Consider the following 25,928-nt stretch of genomic DNA (forward strand, 5'->3'; position numbering starts at 1 on the left):
TCGCCCGAACGTGACGCAAACCTCTTGATCACCCAGGCAAGGGGGGGTGGGGTGGGGGTGGGGTGGGGGGTTACTTCACTGAGGGGTTTACGAAGGGGGGCTTGGTTAGGGTTAGGGGGGCTCGGCGGCCTCGGATGTCGATCTCGACCTCGGCGCCGTCCGTTAGGTTGGCGTCGGTGTTGAGCAGGGCCAGCGCGATGCCCTGCTTCCTCGTCGGGCTGAAGGTGCCGCTGGTCACGGTGCCGACCTGGACGTCACCCACGTGCAGGGTCATGCCGGGCCGTGGGATGGCCCGGTCGACGGCCACCAGGCCGCGCAGCGTACGCCGGGGGCCGGCGGCCTTCTCGGCGAGCAGCGCGTCGCGGCCCCAGAAGGCCGGCTTGTCCCAACCGACCGCCCAGCCGGAGCGGGCCTGCACCGGGCTGATGTCCAGGGAGAGGTCCTGCCCGTGCAGCGGGTAACCCATCTCGGTCCGCAGGGTGTCCCGGGCTGCCAGCCCGCAGGCGCGCAGCCCGAACGGCGCGCCGACGGCGAAGAGCTCGTCCCAGACGGCCACCGCGTCCTCCGCCGGCACCACCAACTCGTAGCCCAGCTCACCCGTGTAGCCGGTACGGCAGACGGTCAGCTCCACCCCGGTCAGGCTCGCGGCGGAGAAGCTCATGTAGCCGTGCTCGGTGGGCAGGTCCAGGGCGGCGAGCAACTCGGCCGAGCGGGGGCCCTGCACGGCCAGCACCGCGTACGCCTCGTGCTCGTCGGTGACGGTCACCTGCGCGGGCGCGACGGCGCGCAACCGGCGCACCACCTCGGCGGTGTTCGCCGCGTTCGGGATGAGGAAGACGTGGTCGTCGGCGTAGAGGTAGGCGATGATGTCGTCCACCACGCCGCCGGTGGCGTCGTCGCAGCAGAGCGTGTACTGCGCCCGGCCGGGGCCGATCCGGCCCAGGTCGTTGCTGAGGCAGGAGTTGACGAAGTCGGCCGCGCCGGGGCCGCTCACCCGGGCCTTGCCCAGGTGCGACACGTCGAAGACCCCGACCGCCGTACGCACCGCGGTGTGCTCCTTGAGCACCCCACCGCCGGCGTACTCCAGCGGCATCTCCCAGCCCCCGAAGGGGGCCAACTTGGCTCCGGCGGCGGTGTGCCGCTCGTGCAGCGGGGAACGGCGCAGCCGGGTCGCGGCGGCGTCGGAGGTCACGTCGGTCATGGGTGGCAACTTACCGGGGGCAACGTCGCTGGTTAGCATCGGCGGGAGCCCGCTGGCGCTGTCGGCGGGACAGCCATGACGTCCGGCGGGTAGGTTCCGCCGGAGACCTCCACCGCTGGTACGCGACGCCGCGACCGGCCCGGCCCGCCCGGAGTAGCTTCAGTGACATCACCCCGCACCACCAACCTGAGCCTGGTCGACACCGACCCGGCCGAGCTCGCCGTCGACGCGATCGTGATCGGCGTGCACAGCCAGACCGGAGAGCAGGGCGCCACCAGCGGCCTCGCCGGCACCCTGCTGCTCGCCAGCGGCGCGGAGAGCATCGCGGCCGCGTTCGACGGCAAGCTGACCGAGACCCTCGCGCTGCTCGGGGCGACCGGCGGGCCGGGTGAGGTCATCAAGCTGGCCACGCTGGGCACCGTGACCGCCCCGCTCGTCACCGCGGTCGGGCTCGGCCCGGAGCCGTCGGGCGCCGCCCCGGCCCCGGAGACGCTGCGCCGGGCCGCCGGTGCCGCGATCCGGGCACTGGCGGGCGCACCCAGGGTCGCGTTGGCACTGCCGCTGCCGGACGACGCGGACGCGTCGGCCGAGCTGCGCGCGGTGGCCGAGGGCGCGCTGCTGGGTGGGTACCGGTTCGCCGGTTACAAGACCCGGCCCCAGCCGACCCGGCGGGAGCCGGTGGCCGAGGTGCTCATCGCGGTGCCGGACGCCGGTGACGCGGGCGCCCAGGCGGAGGTCGTCCGGGCGCAGGCGGTGACGGGCGCGGTCCGGCTCAGCCGGGACTGGGTGAACACCGCGCCGAACGAGCTGCGTCCGCCGTCGTTCGCCGACGCGGTGGCAGGCGCGGCGCGCGAGGCGGGCCTCGGCGTCGAGGTGCTCGACGAGGCGGCGCTCGCCGCTGGCGGGTACGGCGGCATCGTCGCGGTCGGGCAGGGCTCGGAGGCGCCGCCGCGGCTGGTGAAGCTGACCTACACCCCGCAGGGTGGCGGCAACGGCAAGCGGGTCGCGCTCGTCGGCAAGGGCATCACCTTCGACACCGGCGGCATCTCGATCAAGCCGGCGCAGGGCATGTGGGAGATGAAGTCCGACATGGCGGGCGCCGCCGCTGTCGGTGCGGCCATGCTGGCGATCGCCGCGCTGAAGCCGACGGTGGCGGTCAGCGCGTACCTGCCGATGGCGGAGAACATGCCGTCGGGCACCAGCTACCGGCCGGGTGACGTGATCACCATGTTCAACGGCAAGCGCGTCGAGGTGCTCAACACCGACGCCGAGGGCCGGATGATCCTCGGCGACGCCATGGCCCGCGCCTGCGCGGACGGCACCGACTACCTGTTCGAGACGTCCACCCTGACCGGCGGCCAGGTCATCTCGCTGGGCAAGCGGATGGCCGGCGTGATGGGCACCCCGGAGCTGTGCGACCGGGTGAAGGTGGTCGGCGACGCCGTCGGCGAGCCGGCGTGGCCGATGCCGCTGCCCGACGACGTGCGTAAGGGCATGGAGTCGGATGTGGCGGACATCTCGCAGGTCAACGCCGGGATGGACCGGGCCGGTCACATGCTGCAGGGCGGCGTGTTTCTGCGCGAGTTCGTGACCGACGACGTGGCCTGGGCGCACATCGACATCGCCGGGCCGGGTTACCACTCGGGCGAGCCGGTCGGCTACTGGACCAAGGGCGGCACCGGCGTCCCGGTCCGCACGCTCGTGCAGCTCGTCGAGGACGTCGCCGCCAACGGCTGACGGAACGGAAGACGAGGGGCCCCCGGTCGACACCGGGGGCCCCTCTCAGTGCCGCTCGGGGCGACGTTTGCGGCGCTCGTTGAAGTCGCGCATCCGCTGCGGGTAGCCCATCAGTCGGACGTCGTACACCGGGATGCCCATCCGGTACGCGAAGCGCCGGGCCCCGTCCGGGCCGTCGATGCGGCGGCGGGTCCACTCCCCGTCGTCGGCGATCAGGATGACCGTGGTCTCGGTCACCGTCGTCCGGGGCTCGATGTACGCCTCGACGCCGCGCCGGCTCCGGATGAAGTTCTCCAGATGGTCAAGGTCGCCACGATCGGCGGCACGGTCATGGCTCGGCACGGCCGCCTGTTTGCGGCGCCGGAACAACCCCACCGGATCTCTCCCCCAGCGTGCGTCATCGACAACGGTGCCAAGGGTACGTGTCGATGACGTGTCGTTGGGCACCTCAGTACGCACCCTGTGCCCAGTGGTGACAAGATGACCGAGGTGGGGTGTGTCCGTGTTACATCCCCGTGACCCCCGATGCAGCGACGCGACCTGGGAGTTGGACGTGAGCGAGCCGAACGAAGCGACCTTCGACATTGTCATTCTCGGAGGTGGCAGCGGCGGCTACGCGACCGCGCTGCGCGCCGTCCAGCTGGGCCTGAAGGTCGCGCTGGTGGAGAAGGGCAAGCTCGGGGGCACCTGCCTGCACAACGGCTGCATCCCGACGAAGGCTCTGCTGCACGCGGCCGAGATCGCCGACCAGGCCCGCGAGTCGGAGCAGTTCGGGGTCAAGGCCGAGCTGATCGGCATCGACATGGCCGGGGTCAACTCGTACAAGGACGGCGTGATCGCCCGGCTGTACAAGGGCCTGCAGGGCATGCTGAAGGGCAACAAGGGCATCACGATCGTCGAGGGCGCCGGCAAGCTGGTCGGCAAGAACGTGGTCGAGGTGGACGGCAAGCGCTACACCGGCCGCAACATCGTCCTCGCCTCCGGCTCGTACGCGAAGAGCCTGCCCGGCCTGGAGGTCGACGGCGAGCGGATCATCACCAGCGACCACGCCCTCACGATGGACCGCGTGCCGTCGTCGGTGATCGTGCTCGGTGGCGGTGTGATCGGCGTCGAGTTCGCGAGCGTGTGGAAGTCCTTCGGTGTGGACGTGACGATCGTCGAGGCGCTGCCCCGGCTGGTCGCCGCCGAGGACGAGGAGTCGTCCAAGGCGCTGGAGCGGGCGTTCCGCAAGCGGAAGATCAACTTCAAGGTCGGCAAGCCGTTCGAGAAGGTCGAGAAGACCGAGGGCGGCGTCAAGCTGACCATCCAGGGTGGCGAGACCGTCGAGGCCGAGCTGCTGCTGGTCGCCGTCGGTCGCGGCCCGAACACCGCGAACCTCGGGTACGAGGAGCAGGGCGTCACCATGGACCGCGGCTACGTGCTGACCGACGAGCGGCTGCGCACGAACGTGCCGAACGTCTACGCGGTCGGCGACATCGTGCCCGGCCTCCAGCTCGCGCACCGGGGCTTCCAGCAGGGCATCTTCGTCGCCGAGGAGATCGCCGGGCAGACCCCGGCCGTCATCGACGAGGTCGGCATCCCGCGGGTCACCTACTGCGACCCGGAGCTGGCGTCGGTGGGTCTCACCGAGGCGAAGGCCAAGGAGCAGTACGGCGCCGACAAGGTCAAGACGTACAACTACAACCTGGGTGGCAACGGCAAGAGCCAGATCCTCAAGACCACCGGCTTCGTGAAGCTGGTCCGGGTCGAGGACGGCCCGGTCGTCGGCGTACACATGATCGGTGCCCGGGTCGGTGAGCTGATCGGTGAGGCTCAGCTCATCTACAACTGGGAGGCCTACCCGGCCGAGGTCGCCCAGCTCGTGCACGCCCACCCGACGCAGAACGAGGCCCTGGGCGAGGCGCACCTGGCCCTCGCCGGCAAGCCGCTGCACGCGCACGCCTGATCACCCAAACCGCGGCGTCCGGCGACGGGCGAAGATCCCCCCAGGGGAATGAAGGAGTCTGGAGAACATGCCGGTATCGGTCACCATGCCCCGGCTCGGCGAGAGCGTCACCGAGGGCACCGTCACGCGCTGGCTCAAGCAGGAGGGCGACACGGTCGAGGTCGACGAGCCCCTGCTCGAGGTCTCGACCGACAAGGTCGACACCGAGATCCCGTCGCCCGCTGCGGGCGTGCTGAGCCGCATCGTGGTCGGCGAGGACGAGACCGCCGAGGTCGGCAGCGAGCTGGCCGTCATCGCCGGTGAGGGCGAGTCGACCGGCGGTGGCGAGGCCGCCCCGCAGGAGCAGCAGCAGGCGCCGGCCGAGTCGGTCGAGCCGGCCGCCGAGCCGACGGCCGCCGCCGAGGGCACCGCCGACGAGGTGGCCCAGGACGAGGCCCCCGCCGAGACGCCGGCTCCGGCCGCCGCCTCGTCGGGCGAGGGCACCGCGGTGAAGATGCCCGCCCTGGGTGAGAGCGTCACCGAGGGTACGGTCACCCGCTGGCTGAAGCAGGTCGGCGAGACCATCGAGGTCGACGAGCCGCTGCTGGAGGTCTCCACCGACAAGGTCGACACGGAGATCCCGTCGCCGGTCGCCGGCACGGTTCTGGAGATCAAGGTCGCCGAGGACGAGACCGCGGCGGTCGGCGCCGACCTGGCGATCATCGGCGTCGCGGGCGGCGCCCCCGCCCCGGCGCAGCCCGAGCCGAAGCCCGAGCCGAAGGCGGAGGCCAAGCCGGCGCCGAAGGCCGAGCCGAAGCCGGAGCCGAAGGTCGAGGAGCCGACCCCCGGCATGTCGTACAACGAGCCCGCCGCGGAGACCGAGAGCTCGGCGCAGCCGGCGAAGACCGAGCAGGCCGCGCAGCCGGCCGCGTCGACCTCGACGCCGCCGCGCCCGTCCGCCCCGGCACCGGGTGCCGGCGAGGAGGCCGCCGGGTACGTGACCCCGCTGGTCCGCAAGCTGGCCGGCGAGCACGGTGTCGACCTGGCCACGCTCAACGGCACCGGCGTCGGTGGCCGCATCCGCAAGCAGGACGTGCTGGAGGCCGCCGAGAAGGCGAAGGCCGCCAAGGCCGCTCCCGCCGCCGCACCGGCCGCTGCGCCGTCGGCGGCTGCCGCCAAGCCGGCCGCGAAGCCGCAGCCGAGCGGCAAGCGGGGCACCACCGAGAAGCTGCCGCGCATCCGCAAGGCCATCGCCACCCGGCTGCACGAGTCGCTGCACGAGATGGCGCAGCTCACCACCGTGGTCGAGGTGGACGTCACCCGGATCGCCAAGCTGCGGGCGCAGGCGAAGGACTCCTTCGTGCAGCGGCACGGCGTGAAGCTCTCCTTCCTGCCGTTCTTCGCCCTCGCCGCGATCGAGGCGCTGCAGACGTACCCGATCGTCAACGCGCGGATGGACCTCGACGGTGGCACCATCACCTTCCCGGAGGCGGAGCACCTCGGCATCGCGGTGGACACCGAGCGGGGTCTGCTGACACCGGTCATCCACAACGCCGGTGACCTCAACCTGGGTGGCATCGCCAAGCGGGTCGCGGACCTGGCCGAGCGGACCCGGACCAACAAGATCAGCCCGGACGAGATCGCCGGGGCGACGTTCACGCTCACCAACACGGGCAGCCGGGGCGCGCTCTTCGACACCCCGATCGTGCCGTCGCCGCAGTCGGCGATGCTCGGCACGGGTGCCGTGGTCAAGCGGCCGGTCGTGGTCAACGACCCGGATCTGGGCGAGGTCGTCGCGGTCCGTTCGATGGTCTACCTGGCCCTGTCCTACGACCACCGACTGATCGACGGCGCCGACGCGGCCCGCTTCCTGACCGCGGTCAAGGAGCGGCTGGAGGCCGGCAACTTCGAGTCGGAGCTGGGCCTGGCCTGATCCACCCGCAACGCCGCAGGGGCGCCCCGGTCGTCGACCGGGGCGCCCTTCCGTTTGCCGTCCTCAGCCCTTGAGCAGGGCGGTCGAGACCTGCCAGAGCCGCTCTGCGGCCTCCGGGTCCAGCGCGTAGTCGGCGACCCCCGTGCGCTGGCCGGGCTGGGCGGGGGCGGCCTGCTGACAGTCCTCGAAGTAGCGCCCGCCCACGCCGTCGAGCAACGGCGACGCGGCCACCAGCACGGAGGTGGCGGCACCCTGCTCGACGGTCTTCCAGGCCGCCGCGTTACCCGTACGCAGCCGGCTCAGCTCCTCCTCGCTCACGTAGCGCTGGAGGTTGGTCCGGATCGCGCCGGGCATCAGCGAGTTGGTGAGGATGCCGTCGTCGGCCCAGCGCCGGGTGGCCTCCACGGCGAACAGCACGTTCGCCGTCTTGGACTGCCCGTACGCCTGCCACGGCTCGTACTCCCGCTTGTCGTACTGGATGTCCTCGAAGACCACCGGTGAACGCAGGTGGGCGGCGGAGCTGACCGAGACGATCCTGGCCCCGTCACCGGCCGAGAGCGCCGGGCGCAGCCCGGTCGCGAGGGCGAAGTGCCCCAGGTGGTTCGTGGCGAACTGCATCTCCCAGCCCTGCGGCGTGCGCGACAGGGGTGCGGCCATGATTCCGGCGTTGTTGACAAGGATGTGCAACGGGCCGTCCCAGTTGGCCACGAAGTCGGCGACCGAGCCCTGGTCGGCGAGGTCGAGCGGGGCGACCAGGACACGGTCGTTGCCGGTGGTGCCGCTGATGTCGTCGGCGGCCTGCTGGCCCGCGTCGGGGTTGCGGACGGCCAGGGTGACCTCCGCTCCGGCGCTGGCCAGGGCGCGGGCCGTCTCCACGCCGATCCCGGAGGACCCGCCGGTGACGATCGCCCGCCGTCCGACGAGGTCGACGCCCCGAATCACGTCCATGGCGGTGGAGTGGTGGGAAAACGAAGTGGTGATCGGGTTGTTCGTCGTCATTGTCCATCCTTGTCCGGGGTAGGGCGTACCGACCGGGTCCCCTGCGGGAGGCCGTGGGTCTGGGTGCTTCCCCGACCCGGACCGGAGGTAACGCCCGACTCCGTCGCCATCGCCGTTCGGGCCTCCGACCAGGCCGGACGCTGCCAGAGTGGGGGCGTGGGCGGCTACCGGCGGCGTGGGCAGTTGGGGCCGGCCGTCCCGATCGCCCCCGGTGCCCGGGTGGACAAGTTCGAGGTCTTCTTCGACCTGGTCTTCGTCTTCTCGTTCTTCATCATCACCCGGGCCACCGCCGCGAACATCACCGGCCGGCAACTGCTGCACGCCGGCCTGGTGCTCGCCGTGCTCTGGTGGATCTGGGTCGTGCACAGCCTGGTCGCCACCCGGGTACGGCTCGGCGAGGGCTACGTCCCGGCGCTCATGGTGGTCGCGATGGTCGCCCTGTTCGCGTTCGCGTTGGCGCTGCCGCAGGCGTTCAGCGACCCGAAGGGGAGCGCTGCCGGCCCGATGCTCGTGGCGATCAGCTACGTCGTGGTCCGGGCCGTACACATGGTCCTCTATCAGCACGTGGTACGGGACAGCCCGCAGGAGCGGCGACAGTTGCGACGGTTCGCCCCGGAGTTGGCGGTGAGCATCGTGCTGCTGCTGGCGGCCGCGCTCATCCCGGCGCAGATCCCCGACCCCGACCAGGCCGCCATGGTCCGCGACGGGCTGTGGATCATCGTGGTGGTGGTCCAGTACGCCACCGGCTTCATCGTCGGCACCTGGGGCTGGGGGGTGACGAGCGCCGAGCACTGGACGGAACGCTACGACCTCATCCTGATCATCGCGCTGGGCGAGTCGATCATCTCGACGGGAGTCGGCGGCAACCTGCTCGGCAAGCCCGTCACCTGGCCGGCGGTGGCGGCCGCCGCGCTCGGCATCGTGGTCACCGCCGCCCTCTGGTGGGCGCACTTCGACTTCATCGGACCGGCCGCCCGGATCGCCCTGCACGCGGCGGAGGGCGGCCCCCGGGTGGCGATGGCCCGCGACGCGTACGCGTACCTCTACCTGCCGATGATCGCCGGGGTGATCCTCTTCTCGATCGGCAACGAGGAGATCCTGCACAAGATCACCGACCCGGCCGGCGGGATATCCGAGAAGGTCGAGGGGTGGGCGGTGCCGATGCTCTTCGGCGGGTTGATCTGCTACTACGCCGTCAATCTACTCTTTCAGCTCCGTACGCTGCACACCGTCACGTGGACCCGCGTCGGCGTCATCGTGGCGCTCACGGTGGCCCTCCCGATCGGTCAGCACCTGCCGGCGATCGGCGCGCTCACCCTCGCGACGGTGATCTGCGTGGGCCTGGTGGCCGTGGAGGTGATGGTGATGTCGCAGTCCCGGCACGCCCTGCGGGCCGCCGTCTTCCAGGAGCGGACCAGCCACGAGGCCCACGAGGCCGCCTGGCGCGCGCGGTGGCACGACGTCCGGGAGACCGACGAGCCGACCGCGCCGTGAATGCGGCAACGTTCCGGGTTGGGTGGCGTGACCGGGTGGCCCTACACTTCGGCGCAGCGTCGCAGTGCACCCGGCCCGAAGGCCGCCGTGGGCATGGAGGCGCGGGGACAGCATGGGACGAACGTGCACCCAACCAATTCACCTGCCGACCGGCTCGCCGCCGTCGGCAATCAGATGATCGAGATCCACCTCTGGCTCAGCGCGGAACTGGCCCGACTTCAGGCAAGCCTCGACACCCCGTCCCGGGACCTGCGGGCGCACTGCCTGACCTTCTGTGCCGCGCTCGGCCGACACCACACGGGTGAGGACGCGGGCGCGTTCCGGTTGCTGGCCGACGAGGTCCCGGAGCTGCGCCCGGTCATCCAGAACCTGATCACCGATCACGAGGTGGTGGCGGGCATCCTGGAACGGGTGGAGGCCCTTCTGGGCGGCGACGCAGGGGTGCCGGTCGCCCAGGTGCGCGCCGAGTTGGGCGGGTTGGCGGCCCTGCTCGAATCGCACTTCCGCTACGAGGAGAAGCGGCTGGTCACGGCACTGAACGCGCTCACCGGTCGACCCGGGACGACGGAGCACCTGCTCGGCCTGACCGCGCCGCCGCACGCCCCCGGCCCCGCTTAGGCCTCCGCGCCCGGGGTCGTGCCGGGCAGTCGCTCGTAGAAGCGGATCTTCTCCCGGAGGTGGTCGTACTGGCGCTGGAGCAGGCGCATCTGCTCCTCGACCCGCGCCGCGTGGTGGCGCAGCAACTCGTGCCGCTCGTCGGCGGTGTGCTCGCCGTCGCGGGCCAACTGCGCGTACCGGCACATCTGCGCGATCGGCATCCCGGTGTCGCGCAGGCAGCGGAACAGCACCAGCCAGCCGAGGTCGTCGTCGGTGAAGACCCGCTGCCCGCCCGCCGTGCGCTCCACGTCCGCGAGGAGGCCGATCTTCTCGTAGTACCGCAGAGTGTCCAGGCTGAAGCCGCTGCGGCGGGCGGCCTCCGAGGGGGCGTAACCGCTCATGTCGCGAGATGGTAGTGCTTGACCTGGAGCGCGCTCCAGGTTGGAGGCTGGTGACCATGACGACGACACGGACGCTGGGACGCAGCGGCATCACGGTGAGCGCGATCGGAATGGGGTGCTGGGCCATCGGCGGGCCGCTCTGGGGCGACGACGGCCAGCCGTTCGGCTGGGGTGAGGTGGACGACGACGAGTCCATCCGCACCATCCACCGGGCGCTCGACCTCGGGGTGACCCTGTTCGACACCGCAAGCAACTACGGCGCCGGGCACAGCGAACGGATCCTCGGTCGGGCCCTCGCCGGGCGGCGGGACAGCGTGGTCATCGCCACCAAGTTCGGCAACGTCAGCGAGGAGACCACCCGGCGGGCGCTCGGCACCGACGCCAGCCCGGCCTTCGCGGTGCGCAGCCTGGAAGACTCGCTGCGCCGGCTCGGCACCGACCACGTCGACCTCTACCAACTGCACATCAACGCACTGCCGGTGCCCGCCGCGCTCGATCTGGTCGACAGCCTGGAGGCCCTGGTCGACCAGGGCAAAATCCGGGCGTACGGCTGGAGCACCGACGACCCCGCCTCGGCGGAGGCATTCGCGGCCGCCGGCCCGCACTGCGCCGCGATCCAACACGACGAGTCGGTGCTGCGCGACAACGCGGCGGTGCTTGCGGTCTGCGACAAACACGACCTGGCCAGCCTCAACCGTGGCCCGTTGGCGATGGGTCTGCTCACCGGCTCGACGCGGGCGGTCGGGGCGGACGACGTGCGCGGACGGGCACCGGAGTGGCTGGAGTGGTTCACCGACGGCCGGCCGACGCCACGCTGGGCGGCCCGGGTCGATCAGGTCCGCGCGGCGCTGACCGCCGACGGCCGCACCCTGGCCCAGGGCGCACTGGGTTGGCTACTGGCGCGCAGCCCTCGTACCGTGCCGATCCCCGGCCTGCGCACCGTGGCCCAGGCCGACGAGAACCTGGCCACCCTGGAGCTGGGCCCACTGGACGTCGACGCCTACGCCGAGGTGGAGCGCCTCCTAACCGACCTCCGCACCCCGTAAGCCGCCCCTCCCCCCTCGCCCCTCGCCCCTCCCGGCGATCTTGCAGTTGCTGTGGTGACAAAGCAGGCCTATCGGGGCAGATAGGCGACCGGAAGTGCAAGATCGGCGAGGGGTGGGGGCCTGGGGGTGCGTCCGGCGGCGGGGGTTTGGACGAAGATGGGGGTATGCGGATCCTTCTGGCCGGCGCGTCCGGCTTCCTTGGCACCCGGCTGGCCGACCTGCTCGTCCGCGACGGGCACGAGGTCACCCGGCTGGTCCGTCGAGGGCCGGGCGGGCCGCAGCAGCACTTGTGGGACCCGGCCGCCGGGCAACTCGACCCGACCGTGGTCGCCGAGGCCGACGCCGTGGTCAACCTGGCCGGCGCGGGCGTCGGCGACAAACGCTGGAACGACGACTACCGGCGGTTGATCCGCACCAGCCGGGTGGACACCACCACCACGCTGGCGACCACGATCGCCGGGCTGCCCGCCGCGGACCGGCCCCGGGTGCTGCTCAACTCCTCGGCCGTCGGCTGGTACGGCAACACCGGCGACCGGGCGGTCGAGGAGGACGCCCCGGCCGGCGAAGGTTTCCTGGCCGACGTCTGCCGGGTGTGGGAGGCCGCGACCCGTCCGGCCGAGGACGCCGGCGTACGCGTGGTCCGGCTGCGTACCGGCCTGCCGCTGCACCGCGATGGCGGCATGCTCAAGCCGCAACTGCTGCCGTTCAAGCTCGGCATCGCCGGCCGGCTGGGCAGTGGCCGGCAGTGGCTGCCCTGGATCTCGATGGCCGACTGGCTGGGCGCGATCCGCTTCCTGCTCGACCGCGACGACATCGCCGGCCCGGTCAACGTGGTGGGACCGAACCCGGTCACCAACGCCGAGTTCACCCGCGAGCTGGCCCGACAACTGCACCGTCCGGCGGTCATTCCGATTCCCGCGCTGGCGCTCAAGGTGGCCCTCGGCGGTTTCGCCCACGAGGCTCTCACCAGCACCCGGGTCCTCCCCGGAGTCCTGACCCGAGCCGCCTACCCCTACCAGCACCCGACCCTCGATAGTGCCCTACAAGCAGCCCTCACCGCCTGACCCCCACCCACGCCTGTTGATCAAGAGGTTTGCGTCAGAATCCGGCTCTCGGATGACGCAAACCTCTTGATCAACACGGGCCAGGGGGGGGTTAGCAGCCGATTACCCAGTGGTTGGGGGCGGTTTGCTTGAGGGTGCTGGTGTAGAAGGTGTTGTAGAGGCCCATCCGCTGGTTGGAGCCGTTGGCGTAGGCGTAGCCGCCGGACTGGTACGCCCGACCGGCCGCCACGTGCGCGTAGTTGCTGGCCGTCACGCAGGTCGGCGCCGTGGTGGGGGTCGGCGTCGGCGTGGGGGTCGCGGTGGGCGTGGGGGTGGGGGTGGGGGTGGCCGTCGGGGTCGGGGTGGGGTTGGTCCCGCCGCCGTTCAACCCGAAGAAGAGCGCGTCCCGGTACGTCGAGCAGATGGTGTCCAGGAAGTACGCGGTGGCGGTGCCGCACTGCTCAGCCGACGAGCCCGGGTCGACAGGGGTGCCGTGGCCCATCCCGGAGATCCGGTAGAGCCGCACGTCGTCGTTGCCGTACACCTCGAGGCTGGTGTTGCCGGGCAGCGACGAGGTGCTGGTCGGGGTCTGCGACACGCCCCGCACGTTCGTCCACTGGTCGCGGGACTCGGTGCCGTTGAGCGGGGTGACGGTGGTATCCGAGGTGCCGTGCCAGATGGCCACCCGTGGGCGCGGGCCGGTGTAGCCGGAGTACGCGCCCCGGACCAGGTCGCCCCACGCGGCCGGGGTCTTGTCCGCGCCCGGGTTCATGCAGCTGAACGCGTTGACCATGCTGGTGGCGCAGCGGTACGGGATCCCCGCGATGATCGACCCCGCGGCGAAGACGTCCGGGTAGGTGGCAAGCATGACCGCGCTCATCGCCCCGCCCGCGGAGAGCCCGCTGACGTAGACCCGGGAACCGTTCACACCGAAGTTCGTCTTGGCGTGGTCGACCATCTGCTTGATCGACAGCGCCTCGCCCTGACCCCGGGTCGTGTCCCCCGCCTCGAAGAAGTTGAAGCAGGAGTTGGCGTTGTTGCCGGAGGGCTGCTGGGCGACGATCAGGGCGAACTTCCACTGGTCGGCGTACTTCTGCCAGCCGGAGTTGGCGAAGTAGCCGGAGGCGTTCTGGACGCAGCCGTGCAGGAGCACGACGGCCGGGGAGTTGGCCGGGAGGTTGTCCGGCCGGTAGGCGTACATGGCGAGGTTGCCGGGGTTGGAACCGAACCCGGTGATCTGGGTGAGGGTGGCGGCCTGGGCGGGGGCGGCGATGGCGACCGCGCCGGCGGCGGCGAGGGCGATCCCGGCGACCGCACCGAGCAGCCGGGTGAGGGTGGACGAGGAGCGGCGCACGGCGGCCTCCTGGAGGGGCGGACTGTGAACTGGGTCACGGTCGAGTTGCCGAGACGTTACGACGATGTGTCACCGCGATGACATGGGGCACAGTCACACATTCACGACAGACGTTGTGTACGCCGAACCCCGCCCGCCGCCGCCGTACCGGAACCGACGACAACCGCCGGTCTGACCGGCCCGTCCAGGTCCGGTTGGTAACGTCCGCTGCGTGCCGTCCTCCCCGTCGCTGGCCACCGGGCCCGCCCCCGCGCAGCCGCGAACCGTCCGGGACCGCCGGGCCGACCTGATCGTCGTGCTGGTGGCGCTCGCGCTCGCCGTGTGGGTGACCAGTGGGCTGTGGCGGGACCCGAACGTCCGCACCGTCACCGTCAACTCGAGCGACCAGGCGCTGTTCGAGTGGCTGTTGGCCTTCGGCGGGCACGCGGTCACCCACGGGGAGAACCCGCTCTTCACCTACCTGATCAACGTCCCGGACGGCGTGAACCTCGCGGTCAACACGACGGTCACGGTGTACGCGGTGGTCTTCGCCCCGCTCACGTACCTGATCGGGCCACCGACGACGTTCCTGGTGATCCTCACCCTGAACCTGCTCGCCACCGCGCTGGTCTGGTACTGGCTGCTCTCCCGGCACCTGGTCCGCAGCCGGCTGGCCGCCGGGGTCGGCGCCCTGTTCATCGCCTACTCCCCCGGCATGGTGTCGCACGCCAACGCGCACCTGAACTGGACCGCCGGTTGGCTGGTGCCCCTGCTGATCTGGCGGCTGTTCGCGCTGCGCCGCGCGGGGCACTGGCTACGCGACGGCCTGATCCTGGGCGTGCTGGTCGCGGTGGCCTTCTCGATCGCCGCCGAGGGGCTCTTCTTCACCGCGCTGGCGCTGGGGTTGTTCGTCGCCATCTGGGCGCTGCACCCGGCCAACCGGGAGGAGGCACGCGCCGCGCTGCCCTCCTTCCTGCGCGGGCTCGGGGTGACCGCGGTGGTCGCCGGCGTGCTGCTGTCGTACCCCCTGTGGTTGCACTTCGCCGGGCCGCAGCGGTTCCACGGCACCGGTTTCGACCCGGTGATCCACTCCGAGGACATCGCGGCGTTCGCCGCCTTCCCGCGCCGCTCGCTTGCCGGCGAGGCCGGGTTGGGCACCTCGCTGGCACCGAACCCGACCGAGGAGAACTCGTTCTTCGGCATCCCGTTGCTGGTGCTCACGGTGGTCTGTTTCGTCGCGCTGTGGCGGCGGGCCGACGCGCACCGCCGGGCCACCCTCTGGGCGTTGGGCGCCGTCGCGCTGGTCTTCACGGTGCTCTCCTTCGGGCCGGTCGCCAAGGTCGACGGCCGGCGCACCGACCTCCCCATGCCGTTCGACGTGGTGGGACAACTGCCGGTGGTGAACGCCGCGCTGCCGGCTCGTCTGGCGCTCGTGGTCGCGCCGGTGGTCGGGCTGTTGCTGGCGTACGTCGTCGACCAGCTCCGCGCCGCACCGCCCCGGCACCGCTCCACGGAGCTGGCGTGGCTGCTCGGTTTCGCGGTGGCCCTGGTGCCGCTGCTGCCCACCCCGCTGTTGACCGACGAACGGGAGCCGATCCCGCGGTTCATCACCTCCGGCACGTGGCGGGAGTACGTCTCCCCCGACGGGGTGCTGACCCCGGTGCCACTCACCGTGGACATCTACCCGGACGGTCAGCGGTGGCAGGCGTACGCGCTGTCGCACCGGCAGGGCGAGTTCGCCATCCCGGGCGGCTTCTTCCTCGGCCCCGGCGGGCCGGACGGGCGGGGTCGGATCGGCCCGGTGCCGCGCACGCTGAGCGCGTTGATGGACCAGGCCGGCCGCACCGGGCTGGTCCCGATCGTCACCGACGGCACGATCCGGGAGGTCCAGTCGGACCTGCGGCACTGGCGCATCGAGACGGTGGTGCTCGCCGACCAGGTGCACGGCGCGAAGTTCGAGGTCGACGAGGAGGCGTTGCGGCGTACCGGCACCGCCCTGTTCGGCGAGCCGCAACGGGTCGACGACGTGTGGCTCTGGCGCATCCCGCCGGCCGAGCGGTAGTCCGCGACGCGGCCGGCCGGGGCATCACGACCGGCCGCCATCGCGTCTAATGGGCCAATGGGACTGACCGGCGGACGATTGCGGCGTGCCGCAGTGGTCGTGCTAGTGCTGGGGCTCGTCGCGCTCAACACACCAGCCGCAACGGCGGCCGGGAGCGCGGCCGGGATGGTGCCGACCCGGGTGCACGATCCCTGGCTGTGGCAGGCCACCGTGGGGCAACGCCCGGCCGGTCCGGCCGCGCTGCTGTTCTTCACCGAACGCACCCGCTACTTCGAGTCGACAGGTGTGCTGGTCGACCGAGACGGCGCATACCGGCTGGTCCCGATACGCATCGGCGAGGGGCACGGCCTGCTCTCCCCGGACGGACGGCACTACCTCCGGCCGTACTTCGGAGAGCTGCTGGATCTCACCACTGGCCGGCAGCGCCGCACGGTGAGCACTGGCGTGCACCCGATGGCGTGGTCGCCGGACGGGCAGCAGGTGCTGGGCACCCGCAGCAACGACGACGACGTGATCAGCTTCGGGCCGGACAATCAGCAGCTCAACGACCCGGAGAAGCCCGACGACCTGCTCGTCGTCGACCCGTTCCGAGGCACCGAGCGGACGCTCGACGCCGGCACCTTCGCCGCGCACGCCGCAGCGGCCTGGTCACCCGGCGGCGATCTGGTGGCGGTCACCGGCTCGCCAGACGTGCCGGACCAGCTCGCCGAGCGCCAGCGACTGGTGGTTCTCGACCCGACCGGCGCGGGCCGTCGTTGGCAGGTCGACCTGGGCGACCGGCGGATATTGGCCGGCCCGGCCGCCTGGCATCCCGACGGCCGGCGGCTCGCGCTGCTCGCCTTCGACGGCTGCGCCGGCCCCAGGTGCACATCCGAGCAGGCGGCGGCACGCACCTGGCGGGTCGAGTTCCTGGACGCGGCCACCGGCCAGGCCGTCGGCCAGGCCCTGCCGGCCGGCACCTCGGCGAGCGAGATCATCGGGTGGCGCGGCGCCGACCCGGTCCTGCGGTTTGTCAGCAAGACGGAGCAGGACACCGACCGGCAGGCGATTCTCGCCGCGCTGTCGCCCGACGGCGGTCGTGAGGTGTTGGTGACCACGCCGGTCGGGTCGACCGACCTGATGGTGCCAGGCGACCTGCTGACCCGGGCCGCGTTCGGTGGTCCGGAGCCCCGGCCGTCACCGTTCGCCGCCCCGCTCTGGGTCTATCTGACGCTGGCCGTGCCGATACTGCTCGCGATCGCTCTCGTCGTTCGACGGGCGCGTCGCCGCCGCGCTGCGTCGGGCCCGGCGCCGGCATGACAACGAGCTGCCGAGTGTGCCGCGACCGGCACCACGAGGCCCTGGTGAGGCGGCTCACCAGGGATGACCGCCGGTAGCGGGACTAGGCTTGTTGCCGTGACAACGACGACCCCCGGCCTGACGGCCGTCCGCGCCGGCCTGCTCGACTACCAGGCCGCCTGGGACGAGCAACGGCGCCTGCACGAGTCGGTGGTGGCTGGCGAGCGCGGCGACACCGTGCTGCTGCTGGAGCACCCGAGCGTCTACACCGCCGGCAAGCGCACCGAACCATGGGACCGGCCGATGGACGGCACCCCGGTCGTCGACGTGGACCGCGGCGGCAAGATCACCTGGCATGGGCCGGGGCAGCTCGTCGGCTACCCGATCCTGCGCCTGCCCGACCCGGTGGACGTGGTCGCCTACGTACGCCGGACCGAGGAGCTGCTGATCGACGTGTGCGCCGAGTTCGGGTTGACCGCCGGCCGGGTCGAGGGGCGCAGCGGGGTCTGGGTGCCGGAGGACGGCCGGGGGCCGGCCCGCAAGGTGGCGGCCATCGGCATCCGGGTGGCCCGGGGCGTCACCCTGCACGGCTTCTCCATCAACTGCGACTGCGACCTGACGTACTTCGACCGGATCGTGCCGTGCGGCATCCGGGACGCCGGCGTCACCTCGCTCACCGCCGAGCTGGGCCGCCCGATCAGCGTCGCCGACGTGCTGCCGGTGGTCGAGCGCCGACTCTCCACACTTGTCACGATCTGAGAACCGGCCGCGCGTCGGGTGACCGACGGGCGGCTTACCCTCGGTCGGTGCAGATTGATCTCGTCACCGTCGTCGTCACCGAGTACGACCCGGCCATCGCCTTCTTCACCAGGGTGCTTGGCTTCGAGCTGGCCGAGGACGCCCCGTCGCTGACCAACGACGGACGGCCGAAGCGTTGGGTGGTGGTCCGTCCGCCGGGCGGCGGCACCGGCTTGCTGCTGGCCCGCGCCGACGGCGAGCGGCAGGAGGCGGCGGTGGGCGACCAGACCCACGGCCGGGTGGGGTTCTTTCTCCAGGTCGACGACTTCGACGCCACCTACCGTCGGATGGTCGAGAACCACGTCGAGTTCGTCAAGCCACCGCGCGCCGAACCGTACGGCCGGGTCGCCGTCTTCCGCGACGTCGCCGGCAACCTCTGGGACCTCCTCGGGCCCGCCTGAGCCGTTGCCGGCCCGCTCCACGGATCGAGTGGGCCGGCAGGGCTCCCACCTACGGGGTCAGCCGGTGCAGGTCACGAGGGAACGCGGTGACCTCCCGAATGTTCGCCGCGCCGACCAGCCGGGCCACGAACCGTTCCAGGCCGATGGCGAAGCCACCGTGCGGCGGCATGCCGTGCCGGAACGCGTCCAGGTAACCGGCGTACGGCTCGGTCGGCTCGCCCCGGGCCGCCAACGCCGCCAGGTAGTCGGCGTGCCGGTGCAGTCGCTGCCCGCCGGTGACCAGCTCCAGACCACGGAAGAGCAGGTCGAAACCGTTCGAGTACGCGGGCCGCGCCGGGTCCGGGTGGGTGTAGAAGGGTCGTTTCGCCATCGGGTAGCCGGTGACGAAGAGGAAGTCCGAGCCGTGTTCGCGGCGGGCCCACTCGCCGAGCGCCCGTTCGTGGGCGGGCGCGAGGTCCGGCTCGTCGGCGGGTGCGCCGGCAATCGTCAGTGCCTCGGTGAAGTGCACCGCCGGTATCTCCGCCGGCACCTGCGGCGGGGTGACGCCGAGCGTGGCAAGTGCGCCACCGGCCCGTTCGCCGACGGTGGCGAGCATCCCGGCCACCGTGTCGCGCAGTACGCGCATCACGTCCCGGTGGTCGGTGACGAAGCCCAGCTCCGCGTCGAGCGACGTGTACTGCGCGAGGTGCCGGACGGTGTCGTGCGGCTCGGCCCGGAAGACCGGCCCCACCTCGTAGACACGTTCGAAGACGCCGACCATCAGTTGTTTGTAGAACTGCGGCGACTGGGCCAGGTACGCGGGCCGGCCGAACCAGTCCAGCGCGAACACGTTCGCCCCGCTCTCGGTGCTGGAGCTGACCACCTTCGGCGTGTGGACCTCCACGAACTCGTGGGCGTCGAGTGCGGCCCGGAACCCGGCCACCGCGGCCGCCGAGATCCGCAGCGCGGCCGACCGGGTGGGGTGCCGCAGGGCGGTGGGCGCGTTGTCCAGCTGGGTGGGCAGGCTCGCGGTGAGCGCCGGCCGGTACAGGTCGAACGGTGGCGGCGCGGCGAGCGGCCCGAGTGGACGTACCGTCGGGTCGGTCAGCTCGACCCCGGCGGGGGCCGTGCCGTTCGCGGTGGCCGTCGCGGTGACCTCGACGACCGTCTCCTCGGTGAGTTTCTCCAGCTCGGCGCGGACGGCCGGGTCGGTGACGACCACCTGGGCCAGCCCGGCGGCGTCCCGCACGATCAGGAAGGCCACCGACTTGAGCAGCCGGCGGCGGTGCACCCAGCCGGCGATGCGCACGGTCTCGCCGATCCGGGCGGGGAGGTGGTGGGACAGGGTTCGTTGCATGGCGGACTCCTCGGTCGATCGCCACGCGTCGCCACCCGGGGCGGCGAAGCGTCGCGTCAGCCCCAGGGAGGTGTGGGCGAGCGGGATCCTCGCGGTGCCACCACACCTTCACCCCCGCCGGAGCGGGGGCCTCGTTCGTCGCCTGGTGACCGGGGCCAGCCGGGCGGGCTCTACTAGGCGTTTCGGCCGTTCTGCCCGCAGCTCGGGAGGGTCTTCGCGCACCGGCGCCAGACCGCCTCTCAGCACCGGCGGCTCTCTGGACTGGCGGGGTCGGCGCGGTACTCGGCTCCGTCGTCGCTGTTGGCGCTGACCGTAGCACCCGATCCCCCTTGCTGTGACGCCTTTTTCTGGCCGGCCGGTGTCCGGCGTCACAACGTTCGGGGCGTGACGCCGGTCGCCCGACGCACATAGACACCCGCCGTCCGGCGTAGGCTCGTTTTCGTGACGATCGAGCACTCCGCGCCGACGACCGGCCAGGCAGCGCGTACCGCAACGGCGGCCCCCGAGGGGCGACGCCTGCTGCGGATCGAGGCGCGCAACGCCGAGACGCCGATCGAGCGCAAACCACCATGGATCAAGGTCAAGGCCAAGATGGGCCCGGAGTACACCCAGCTACGCGGGCTGGTCTCGCGCGAGGGGCTGCACACCGTCTGCCAGGAGGCCGGCTGCCCCAACATCTACGAGTGTTGGGAAGACCGGGAGGCCACCTTCCTCATCGGTGGCGACCAGTGCACCCGGCGCTGCGACTTCTGCCAGATCGACACCGGCAAGCCGGCCGAGTTCGACGCCGACGAGCCACGTCGCGTCGCCGAGTCGGTGGTCTCGATGGGGCTGCGCTACGCCACCATCACCGGTGTCGCCCGTGACGACCTGCCCGACGGCGGCGCCTGGCTGTACGCCGAGACCGTCCGGCAGATCCACGCCCTGCAGCCCGGCTGCGGCGTCGAGCTGCTCATTCCGGACTTCAACGCCGTGCCCGAGCAGTTGGCCGAGGTCTTCGGCTCCCGGCCCGAGGTGCTGGCGCACAACGTGGAGACCGTGCCGCGCATCTTCAAGCGCATCCGGCCGGCGTTCCGCTACGACCGCTCCCTGGACGTGATCCGGCAGGCCCGCGCCGACGGCCTGGTCACCAAGAGCAACCTCATCCTGGGCATGGGCGAGGAGCGCGCCGAGGTCTCGCAGGCGTTGCGCGACCTGCACGACGCCGGGTGCGAGCTGATCACCATCACCCAGTACCTGCGCCCCTCGCCCCGGCACCACCCGGTGACCCGCTGGGTCAAGCCGGAGGAGTTCGTGGAGTTGCGCGAGGAGGCCGAGGAGATCGGCTTCGCCGGGGTGATGAGCGGGCCGCTGGTGCGCTCGTCGTACCGGGCCGGCCGGCTCTACAAGCAGGCCATCGACGCCCGCGCCGCCGCCTCGGTCGCCGCCGTCGGCTGACGTCGCCGGCAGCGCCGCGCGGCCGTTCGACGCCCGGGTGTCATGATCCTGTGATGACCGTCGGGGTACGCGAGCAGCCGCGCGGTGCGGGCGCGCCCCGCCCGCGACCGGGCGCACCGCCCGGCCTGGTCGGTTGGCTCACCGGGTTGGCCGTGCTCGGCGGGGTGGGTTACCGGCTCGGGCTGCTGCTGCACGCCGCGCCGCCGACGAACAGCGACGAGGCCACCATGGGGCTGGCCGCGCTGCACATCGCCCGTGGCGAGGGTTTCCCCGTCTGGTTCTACGGCCAGCAGTACATGGGCACGCTCGAGGCGTACCTGGCCGCGCCGGGGTTCGCCCTCGCCGGTGGGCCGTCGCTGCTCGGGCTGCGGCTGCCCACCCTGGCCCTGTACGCGCTGTTCCTGCTGCTGGCCTGGCGGTTGACGCTGCGGCTGACCGGGGACCTGTGGTTCGGGCTGCTGGTGGTCGCGCTCCTGGCCCTGGGCTCCGACCGGGTCGTCAAGAACCAGCTCATCGCCGGCGGCGGCTACCCCGAGATGAACGCGGCCGGGGCGGCGCTCGCCCTGCTCGCCGTGGACCTGGCCACCGGCAGACCGGGGCGGGCAACGGCCGAGACTGGGCAGCGGCCGGGGTGGCGGCTGGCACGCTGGGCGACCTGGGGTCTGCTGGCCGGGCTGATGCTCTGGGTCGACCCGCTCGTGCTCCCGTACGTCGTCGCGACCGGCGCGGTCCTCGTCGCGTTCTGCCGCCGGGAGCTGTGGGGTGCCGCCGGGGCGCTGCTCGGGGCGGCGGCCGTGCTGGGGGCGGCCCCGCTGCTGCTGCACAGCGCGCTGACCGGGCGCAACCCGCTGCACGCCGTCCTCGCGGCCAGCGGCGGGAACGCCAGCGCCGGCTGGCCGGACCGGCTGCACGGCGGTCTGGTGCTCGGCCCCGGACTGGGCATGGGCTTCTGCGCTCCCGGGCAGTGCGCCACCTGGCAGCTGTGGTGGGCACTCGTCCTGCCGCTGCTGCTGGCCATCGCCGGCGTCACCGCCTGGCGGGCCCTGCGTAGCCCCGACCCGGCCAGTGTCGGCCCCGACGCGTCGCCCCGGGTGGCGGCGGCGGTCCGGCTGGCGCTCGTACTGGCCGCGGTGACCACCCTCGGCGCGTACACCGTGAGCAGTTCCGCCGGGCTCACCCCGGTGGAGAGTGCCCGCTACCTGTCCTGCCTGCTCATCTCCCTGCCGGCACTGCTCTGGCCGGTGTGGGCGGTGGCCCGGCACGGACTGCGCCGAGCGTCGACCGGCCGGCACGGCGTCGGATCGACGCTGGCCCGATCGGTCGCGGTGGTGTTGCTCGCCGCCACGCTTGGCACCGCCGCCCACGCCACCTGGCGGGCAGCGCAGACAGTGCCGGCGACCCGGGCCGCCGAGGCCCGGCACACCGAGTTGGTGAGCACCCTGCGGCAGCTCGGCGTCCGGCACGTGCGAGCCGGCTACTGGACCTGCAACCGGCTCACCTTCGCCAGCGCCGAACGAGTGGTGTGCGCCGTCGTCGACGACACCCTGCGCCCCGGCTTCGACCGCTACCCCGCGTACCGGCGGGAGGTGGACGGCGCGGCGAAGCCGGCCTGGGTCGCGCCGGCCGGCTCCGCGCTGGCGGACGTGCTCGACGAGCGGCAGCGCGCCACGCCGGGCAGCCTCGATCTGGTCACCGTCGAGGGCTGGCGCATCTACCTGCCGCGCTGACACCGGCCGGTCAGCGCGGCGGCCGGTCAGCGCGGCGGGCCGTCAGCGTGGGGCGGCGGGCTCGGTGAGCAGGCCGAGGCGGTGGGCGATGGCGGCAGCCTCCACCCGGTTGGTCACGCTCAGCTTCGCGATGATCCGGGAGACGTGCACGCTCGCCGTCTTCGGCGAAATGAACAGCTGCTCGGCGATCCGGCTGTTGCTGTGACCCTCCGCGACCAGGCGCAGCACCTCCCGCTCCCGGGCGGTCAGCAGGTCGGCGCCGGCCCCGCCCCCGGCCGCCCCGCGTAGGCCGACCCGCCGCGCCAGGGTGGTGGCCGCCTCGACAAGCGGCGTCGCACCCAGCCGGCGGCCGATCTCGGTGGCCTCGGCGACCGCAGCCGCCGTCTCATCGCGGTCCCCGGTGGCGGCGGTCGCCTCGGCCAGCGCCAGCAGCGCCCGGCCCAACGGGTACGGCTGCCCGTCGGCCCGCCACGCCTCGACCGCCGTACGCCACGCCGGCAGCGCCTGGTCGCCGACCGCGAGCAGCGCGGTGACCTGGGCGGCGTGCGCGCGGGCCGCCGGGTGCCGCGCCGGCAGGTCGGTGGCGAGCGCCGCCACGGCGGCTGCAAGCTCCCGGTCACTCACCCGGGCTGCGGTACGCGCGGCAGCGCTGAGCACCGGCCACCCCTCCCGGGGCAGCTGCGGCAGACTCTCGTCGGCCACCGCGACGCGGGCCGCCCGTACCGCCTCGATCTTGTCGTCCGCGGCAAGCGCCGCCTCGATCGCCAACTCGTGCAGGGGCAGGCGGTGGTTCGGCCACAGGTACGGCCGGCCGAGGAAGGTGAGCGCCCGGTCGACAAGCTCGTCGGCGCCCGGGTGGGCACGGGCCAAGCGCAGCCCCGCGCCCAACTGGAGCCAGTGCAGCCCGGTGACACCGGACAGGTCGATCCGGGCGGCCTCCGCGCAGACCGCCTCGGCCTCGTCCCACCGACCCAGCGCGATGAGCGCCTCCGCCCGGTTGGAGAGCAGGTACGCCCCCGTCGAACGGCTGATCCCCAGCCGTCGCGCCTCGGCCACGCCGGCCTCGGCAGCCTGCGCGGACTCGGCGTAACGGCCCAACTCACAGAGCATGTCCGACTCGAACACCATGGCGAGCACGAGTGTCGGTGCGTCCCCGGCCGCCCGGGCCGCGGCGGCCACCTGGCCCAGCTCGGCCAGCCCTCCGGTCAGGTCCCGCTCGCCGTGGCAGAGCAGCGCGATCCGCGTCGACAGCAGGGACACGTGTTCTCCGAGCGCCTCGGCGTCGGCGCCGGCCTCGGCTGCCACCCGCGCCGCCTTCTGCGGGTCGATCTTGACCAGGTGGGTGGCGATGTCGGCGAGCAGCCGGACCCGCTCCACGCCGGGCGGGCCACCGGCCGCCAGCCGGTACGCCTCGTCCAGCTCCCGACTGCCGTCGCTCTTGCCGAGCAGGGCCATCAGTCGACCCCGCTGGTCCAGCAGGCGGGCGGCGCGCAGCGGCACGGTCTCGGCGTCCACCTCGGCAAGCCCGGCCCGGGTCAGGGTGATCGCCCGGCTGAAGTCACCAGCGGTGACCGCCGCGCCCAGCGTCTGCTCCAGCAGCGCCAGGTGGTCCATGTCGAGCAGGTCGGAGGCGTCCGGCACCAACTCCCACAACTCCAGCGCCCGCTCCAACAGGCGGCGCTGCTCCGCGTACGCGTACCTGTCGGCGGCGGCGCACGCGGCGGCCCGGGCGGCGACGAGGGCACGCGGGTGGTCGTGGGCGGCGTACCAGTGGTGGGCGATCTCGGCCGGAGCCCGGCCGGCGGCGACCAGGTGCGGCTGGGCCTCGATGGCGGCGGCGAAGCGGGCGTGCAGCCGGGCGTGCTCACCGGGCAGCAACTCGTCGTGCACGGCCTCACGGACCAGCGCGTGCCGGAACTCGTAGTCACCGTCCCGGTCGGCAACCACCAACTGGGCGGCGACTGCGGCGCGCAACGCGTCCTCCAGCTCGGCCTCGGGCAGCCCGGCGACCTCGGCGAGCAGGTCATGGGCGAAACGGGTGCCGCCGGCCGCCGCGATCCGCAACACCCGCTGGGTCGGCTCGGGCAGTCGGTCCACCCGGGCCAGCAGCAGGTCACGCAGCGTCTCGGGGAGCGCCGCGCAGCCGACCGGGTCGCCGGCGACGGCCAACTCCTCGATGAAGAAGGGGTTGCCCTGGGTGCGGTCGTGCACATCGTCGACGGCTCGGGCGAGTGGCTCGACGCCGAGCAGGTCGGCGAGGATCGCACCGGTGCCGTCACGGTCCAGGCGGCCCAGCTCGACCCGTTCCACGCCCCGGGCCCGGTCCAGTTCGGCGAGGAACGGGCGCAGCGGGTGCCCGCGCTGCAACTCGTCCGTGCGGTAGGTGCAGACCAGCAGTAGCCGGCCCGGCCTCGCCGCCCGGACGAGGAACCCGATGAGGTCGCGGGTCGAGCGGTCGGCCCAGTGCAGGTCCTCGATGACCAGGACCAGCGGTCGCGCATCGGCCAGCCGTTGGAACAGCTCGGCGACCAGATCGAACAGGTAGCCGCGCGGGGCGTCGCTGAGCGGGACGGCACGCGAGGTGGCAAGCGTCGCGGAGACGCGGCCCAACTCCGGCAGGAGCGGGGCGAACTCCGCCTCGTAGCCGGCGAAGACCTCCGGACCGTCGGCGCGGAGCACCGCGCGCAACGCCGCGGCGAACGGCGCGAACGGTAGGCCCGCCTCGCCCAGCTCCAGACACTGACCGACGAGCACCCGCGCCGAGCCCTCGGTGGCCCAGCCGGCGAACTCCTCCAGCAGCCGGGTCTTACCCACACCCGCCTCGCCGCCGACAAGCACCGTGGTCGGCTCCCCGGCCCGCGCCCGGCCCAGCGCGTCCCGTAGTGCCGCGATCTCGCGGTGACGCCCGACGAGGACGGAACTGGCGGCGCGTACGGTCACATGGTCGAGCATGCCATGGCGGCCCGCTCCGCCGACCCCGCCGATCGGCCGGCGGCCGGGCGACGGGGACGGATCGGGTCGAGCCGCACCTTCGGCCGGCGCGGTGAACGTGGCAGCCACGCTCGGCGCGGTCGGCGCGGCAGCCACGCTCGGCGCGGTCGGCGCGGCAGCCACGCTCGGCGCGGTCCGATCGCAAGAGCACACTTCTGATCTCCAGTCACCCTGGAGTCTATCGCGTAGG

General features: G+C 72.6%; 20 protein-coding genes. 13 read left to right on the top strand and 7 right to left on the bottom strand.

Annotation, left to right across the window (positions count from 1 at the left end):
- Positions 1–70 precede the first annotated feature (70 nt).
- Complete coding sequence (gene gcvT, locus ACWER9_RS28000) at positions 71–1,201, bottom strand: glycine cleavage system aminomethyltransferase GcvT (RefSeq protein ID WP_452304650.1); 1,131 nt, start codon at positions 1,199–1,201, stop codon at positions 71–73.
- A gap of 162 nt (positions 1,202–1,363) precedes the next feature.
- On the opposite strand from gcvT, the gene ACWER9_RS28005 reads away from it, so the two are divergent.
- Positions 1,364–2,938, top strand: coding sequence for a leucyl aminopeptidase (locus tag ACWER9_RS28005; RefSeq protein ID WP_452304651.1), 1,575 nt, complete (start codon positions 1,364–1,366; stop codon positions 2,936–2,938).
- 45 nt (positions 2,939–2,983) lie between these two features.
- Here ACWER9_RS28005 and ACWER9_RS28010 read toward each other — a convergent pair whose 3' ends face one another.
- Positions 2,984–3,313 (bottom strand): hypothetical protein, encoded by a 330-nt coding sequence (locus ACWER9_RS28010; RefSeq protein ID WP_272612794.1) that lies wholly within the window; start codon positions 3,311–3,313, stop codon positions 2,984–2,986.
- A 178-nt stretch (positions 3,314–3,491) separates the two neighbouring features.
- Here ACWER9_RS28010 and lpdA point away from each other — a divergent pair, with 178 nt between their 5' ends.
- The gene (gene lpdA, locus ACWER9_RS28015; RefSeq protein WP_452304652.1) at positions 3,492–4,883 is read left to right on the top strand and encodes a dihydrolipoyl dehydrogenase; all 1,392 of its coding nucleotides are present in this window, start codon (positions 3,492–3,494) and stop codon (positions 4,881–4,883) included.
- A gap of 67 nt (positions 4,884–4,950) precedes the next feature.
- Entirely contained in the window at positions 4,951–6,795 is a 1,845-nt protein-coding gene (gene sucB / locus ACWER9_RS28020) for a 2-oxoglutarate dehydrogenase, E2 component, dihydrolipoamide succinyltransferase (protein WP_452304653.1), read from the top strand.
- A 63-nt stretch (positions 6,796–6,858) separates the two neighbouring features.
- Here sucB and ACWER9_RS28025 read toward each other — a convergent pair whose 3' ends face one another.
- On the bottom strand, positions 6,859–7,794 hold the full coding sequence (locus ACWER9_RS28025) for an SDR family NAD(P)-dependent oxidoreductase (protein WP_452304654.1): 936 nt from the start codon (positions 7,792–7,794) through the stop codon (positions 6,859–6,861).
- Between the two features lie 156 nt (positions 7,795–7,950).
- Here ACWER9_RS28025 and ACWER9_RS28030 point away from each other — a divergent pair, with 156 nt between their 5' ends.
- Positions 7,951–9,288, top strand: coding sequence for a low temperature requirement protein A (locus tag ACWER9_RS28030; RefSeq protein WP_452304655.1), 1,338 nt, complete (start codon positions 7,951–7,953; stop codon positions 9,286–9,288).
- A gap of 123 nt (positions 9,289–9,411) precedes the next feature.
- A complete protein-coding gene (locus ACWER9_RS28035; RefSeq protein WP_452304656.1) occupies positions 9,412–9,906 on the top strand; it encodes a hemerythrin domain-containing protein in 495 nt (164 codons plus the stop codon).
- On the opposite strand, the gene ACWER9_RS28040 is transcribed toward ACWER9_RS28035, so the two are convergent.
- Positions 9,903–10,286 carry a MerR family transcriptional regulator gene (locus tag ACWER9_RS28040; protein WP_452304657.1) on the bottom strand — a complete coding sequence of 128 codons (384 nt, stop codon included), beginning with the start codon at positions 10,284–10,286 and terminating at the stop codon, positions 9,903–9,905. The genes ACWER9_RS28035 and ACWER9_RS28040 overlap by 4 nt on opposite strands.
- A 56-nt stretch (positions 10,287–10,342) precedes the next feature.
- Here ACWER9_RS28040 and ACWER9_RS28045 point away from each other — a divergent pair, with 56 nt between their 5' ends.
- Together ACWER9_RS28045 and ACWER9_RS28050 are read left to right on the top strand one after the other, a co-directional pair.
- Complete coding sequence (locus ACWER9_RS28045; protein ID WP_452304658.1) at positions 10,343–11,332, top strand: aldo/keto reductase; 990 nt, start codon at positions 10,343–10,345, stop codon at positions 11,330–11,332.
- 164 nt (positions 11,333–11,496) lie between these two features.
- Positions 11,497–12,396, top strand: a complete 900-nt coding sequence (locus tag ACWER9_RS28050; RefSeq protein ID WP_452304659.1) for a TIGR01777 family oxidoreductase — start codon at positions 11,497–11,499, stop codon at positions 12,394–12,396.
- A 91-nt stretch (positions 12,397–12,487) separates the two neighbouring features.
- Here ACWER9_RS28050 and ACWER9_RS28055 read toward each other — a convergent pair whose 3' ends face one another.
- Positions 12,488–13,729 (bottom strand): extracellular catalytic domain type 1 short-chain-length polyhydroxyalkanoate depolymerase, encoded by a 1,242-nt coding sequence (locus ACWER9_RS28055; protein ID WP_452304660.1) that lies wholly within the window; start codon positions 13,727–13,729, stop codon positions 12,488–12,490.
- Between the two features lie 211 nt (positions 13,730–13,940).
- Between ACWER9_RS28055 and ACWER9_RS28060 the strand changes: the two genes are divergently transcribed.
- The 4 genes from ACWER9_RS28060 (at position 13,941) to ACWER9_RS28075 (ending at position 18,247) form a co-directional block, all read left to right on the top strand.
- Positions 13,941–15,770, top strand: coding sequence for a DUF2079 domain-containing protein (locus ACWER9_RS28060; protein WP_452304661.1), 1,830 nt, complete (start codon positions 13,941–13,943; stop codon positions 15,768–15,770).
- Positions 15,771–15,827: 57 nt separating this feature from the next.
- Entirely contained in the window at positions 15,828–17,069 is a 1,242-nt protein-coding gene (locus ACWER9_RS28065; protein ID WP_452304662.1) for a hypothetical protein, read from the top strand.
- A gap of 96 nt (positions 17,070–17,165) precedes the next feature.
- The gene (gene lipB, locus ACWER9_RS28070) at positions 17,166–17,807 is read left to right on the top strand and encodes a lipoyl(octanoyl) transferase LipB (RefSeq protein WP_452304663.1); all 642 of its coding nucleotides are present in this window, start codon (positions 17,166–17,168) and stop codon (positions 17,805–17,807) included.
- A 47-nt stretch (positions 17,808–17,854) separates the two neighbouring features.
- The gene (locus ACWER9_RS28075) at positions 17,855–18,247 is read left to right on the top strand and encodes a VOC family protein (RefSeq protein ID WP_452304664.1); all 393 of its coding nucleotides are present in this window, start codon (positions 17,855–17,857) and stop codon (positions 18,245–18,247) included.
- Positions 18,248–18,296: 49 nt separating this feature from the next.
- Here ACWER9_RS28075 and aspS read toward each other — a convergent pair whose 3' ends face one another.
- Positions 18,297–19,583 (bottom strand): aspartate--tRNA(Asn) ligase, encoded by a 1,287-nt coding sequence (aspS, locus tag ACWER9_RS28080; protein WP_452304665.1) that lies wholly within the window; start codon positions 19,581–19,583, stop codon positions 18,297–18,299.
- Positions 19,584–20,024: 441 nt separating this feature from the next.
- Between aspS and lipA the strand changes: the two genes are divergently transcribed.
- Entirely contained in the window at positions 20,025–21,020 is a 996-nt protein-coding gene (lipA, locus tag ACWER9_RS28085) for a lipoyl synthase (protein WP_452304666.1), read from the top strand.
- A 53-nt stretch (positions 21,021–21,073) separates the two neighbouring features.
- Positions 21,074–22,747, top strand: coding sequence for a hypothetical protein (locus ACWER9_RS28090; protein WP_452304667.1), 1,674 nt, complete (start codon positions 21,074–21,076; stop codon positions 22,745–22,747).
- 42 nt (positions 22,748–22,789) lie between these two features.
- Here the strand turns inward: ACWER9_RS28090 and ACWER9_RS28095 are convergent, their stop codons facing one another.
- Positions 22,790–25,861 carry a helix-turn-helix transcriptional regulator gene (locus ACWER9_RS28095; RefSeq protein WP_452304668.1) on the bottom strand — a complete coding sequence of 1,024 codons (3,072 nt, stop codon included), beginning with the start codon at positions 25,859–25,861 and terminating at the stop codon, positions 22,790–22,792.
- Positions 25,862–25,928 lie beyond the last annotated feature (67 nt).

The organism is Micromonospora sp. NPDC003944, from assembly GCF_053605225.1.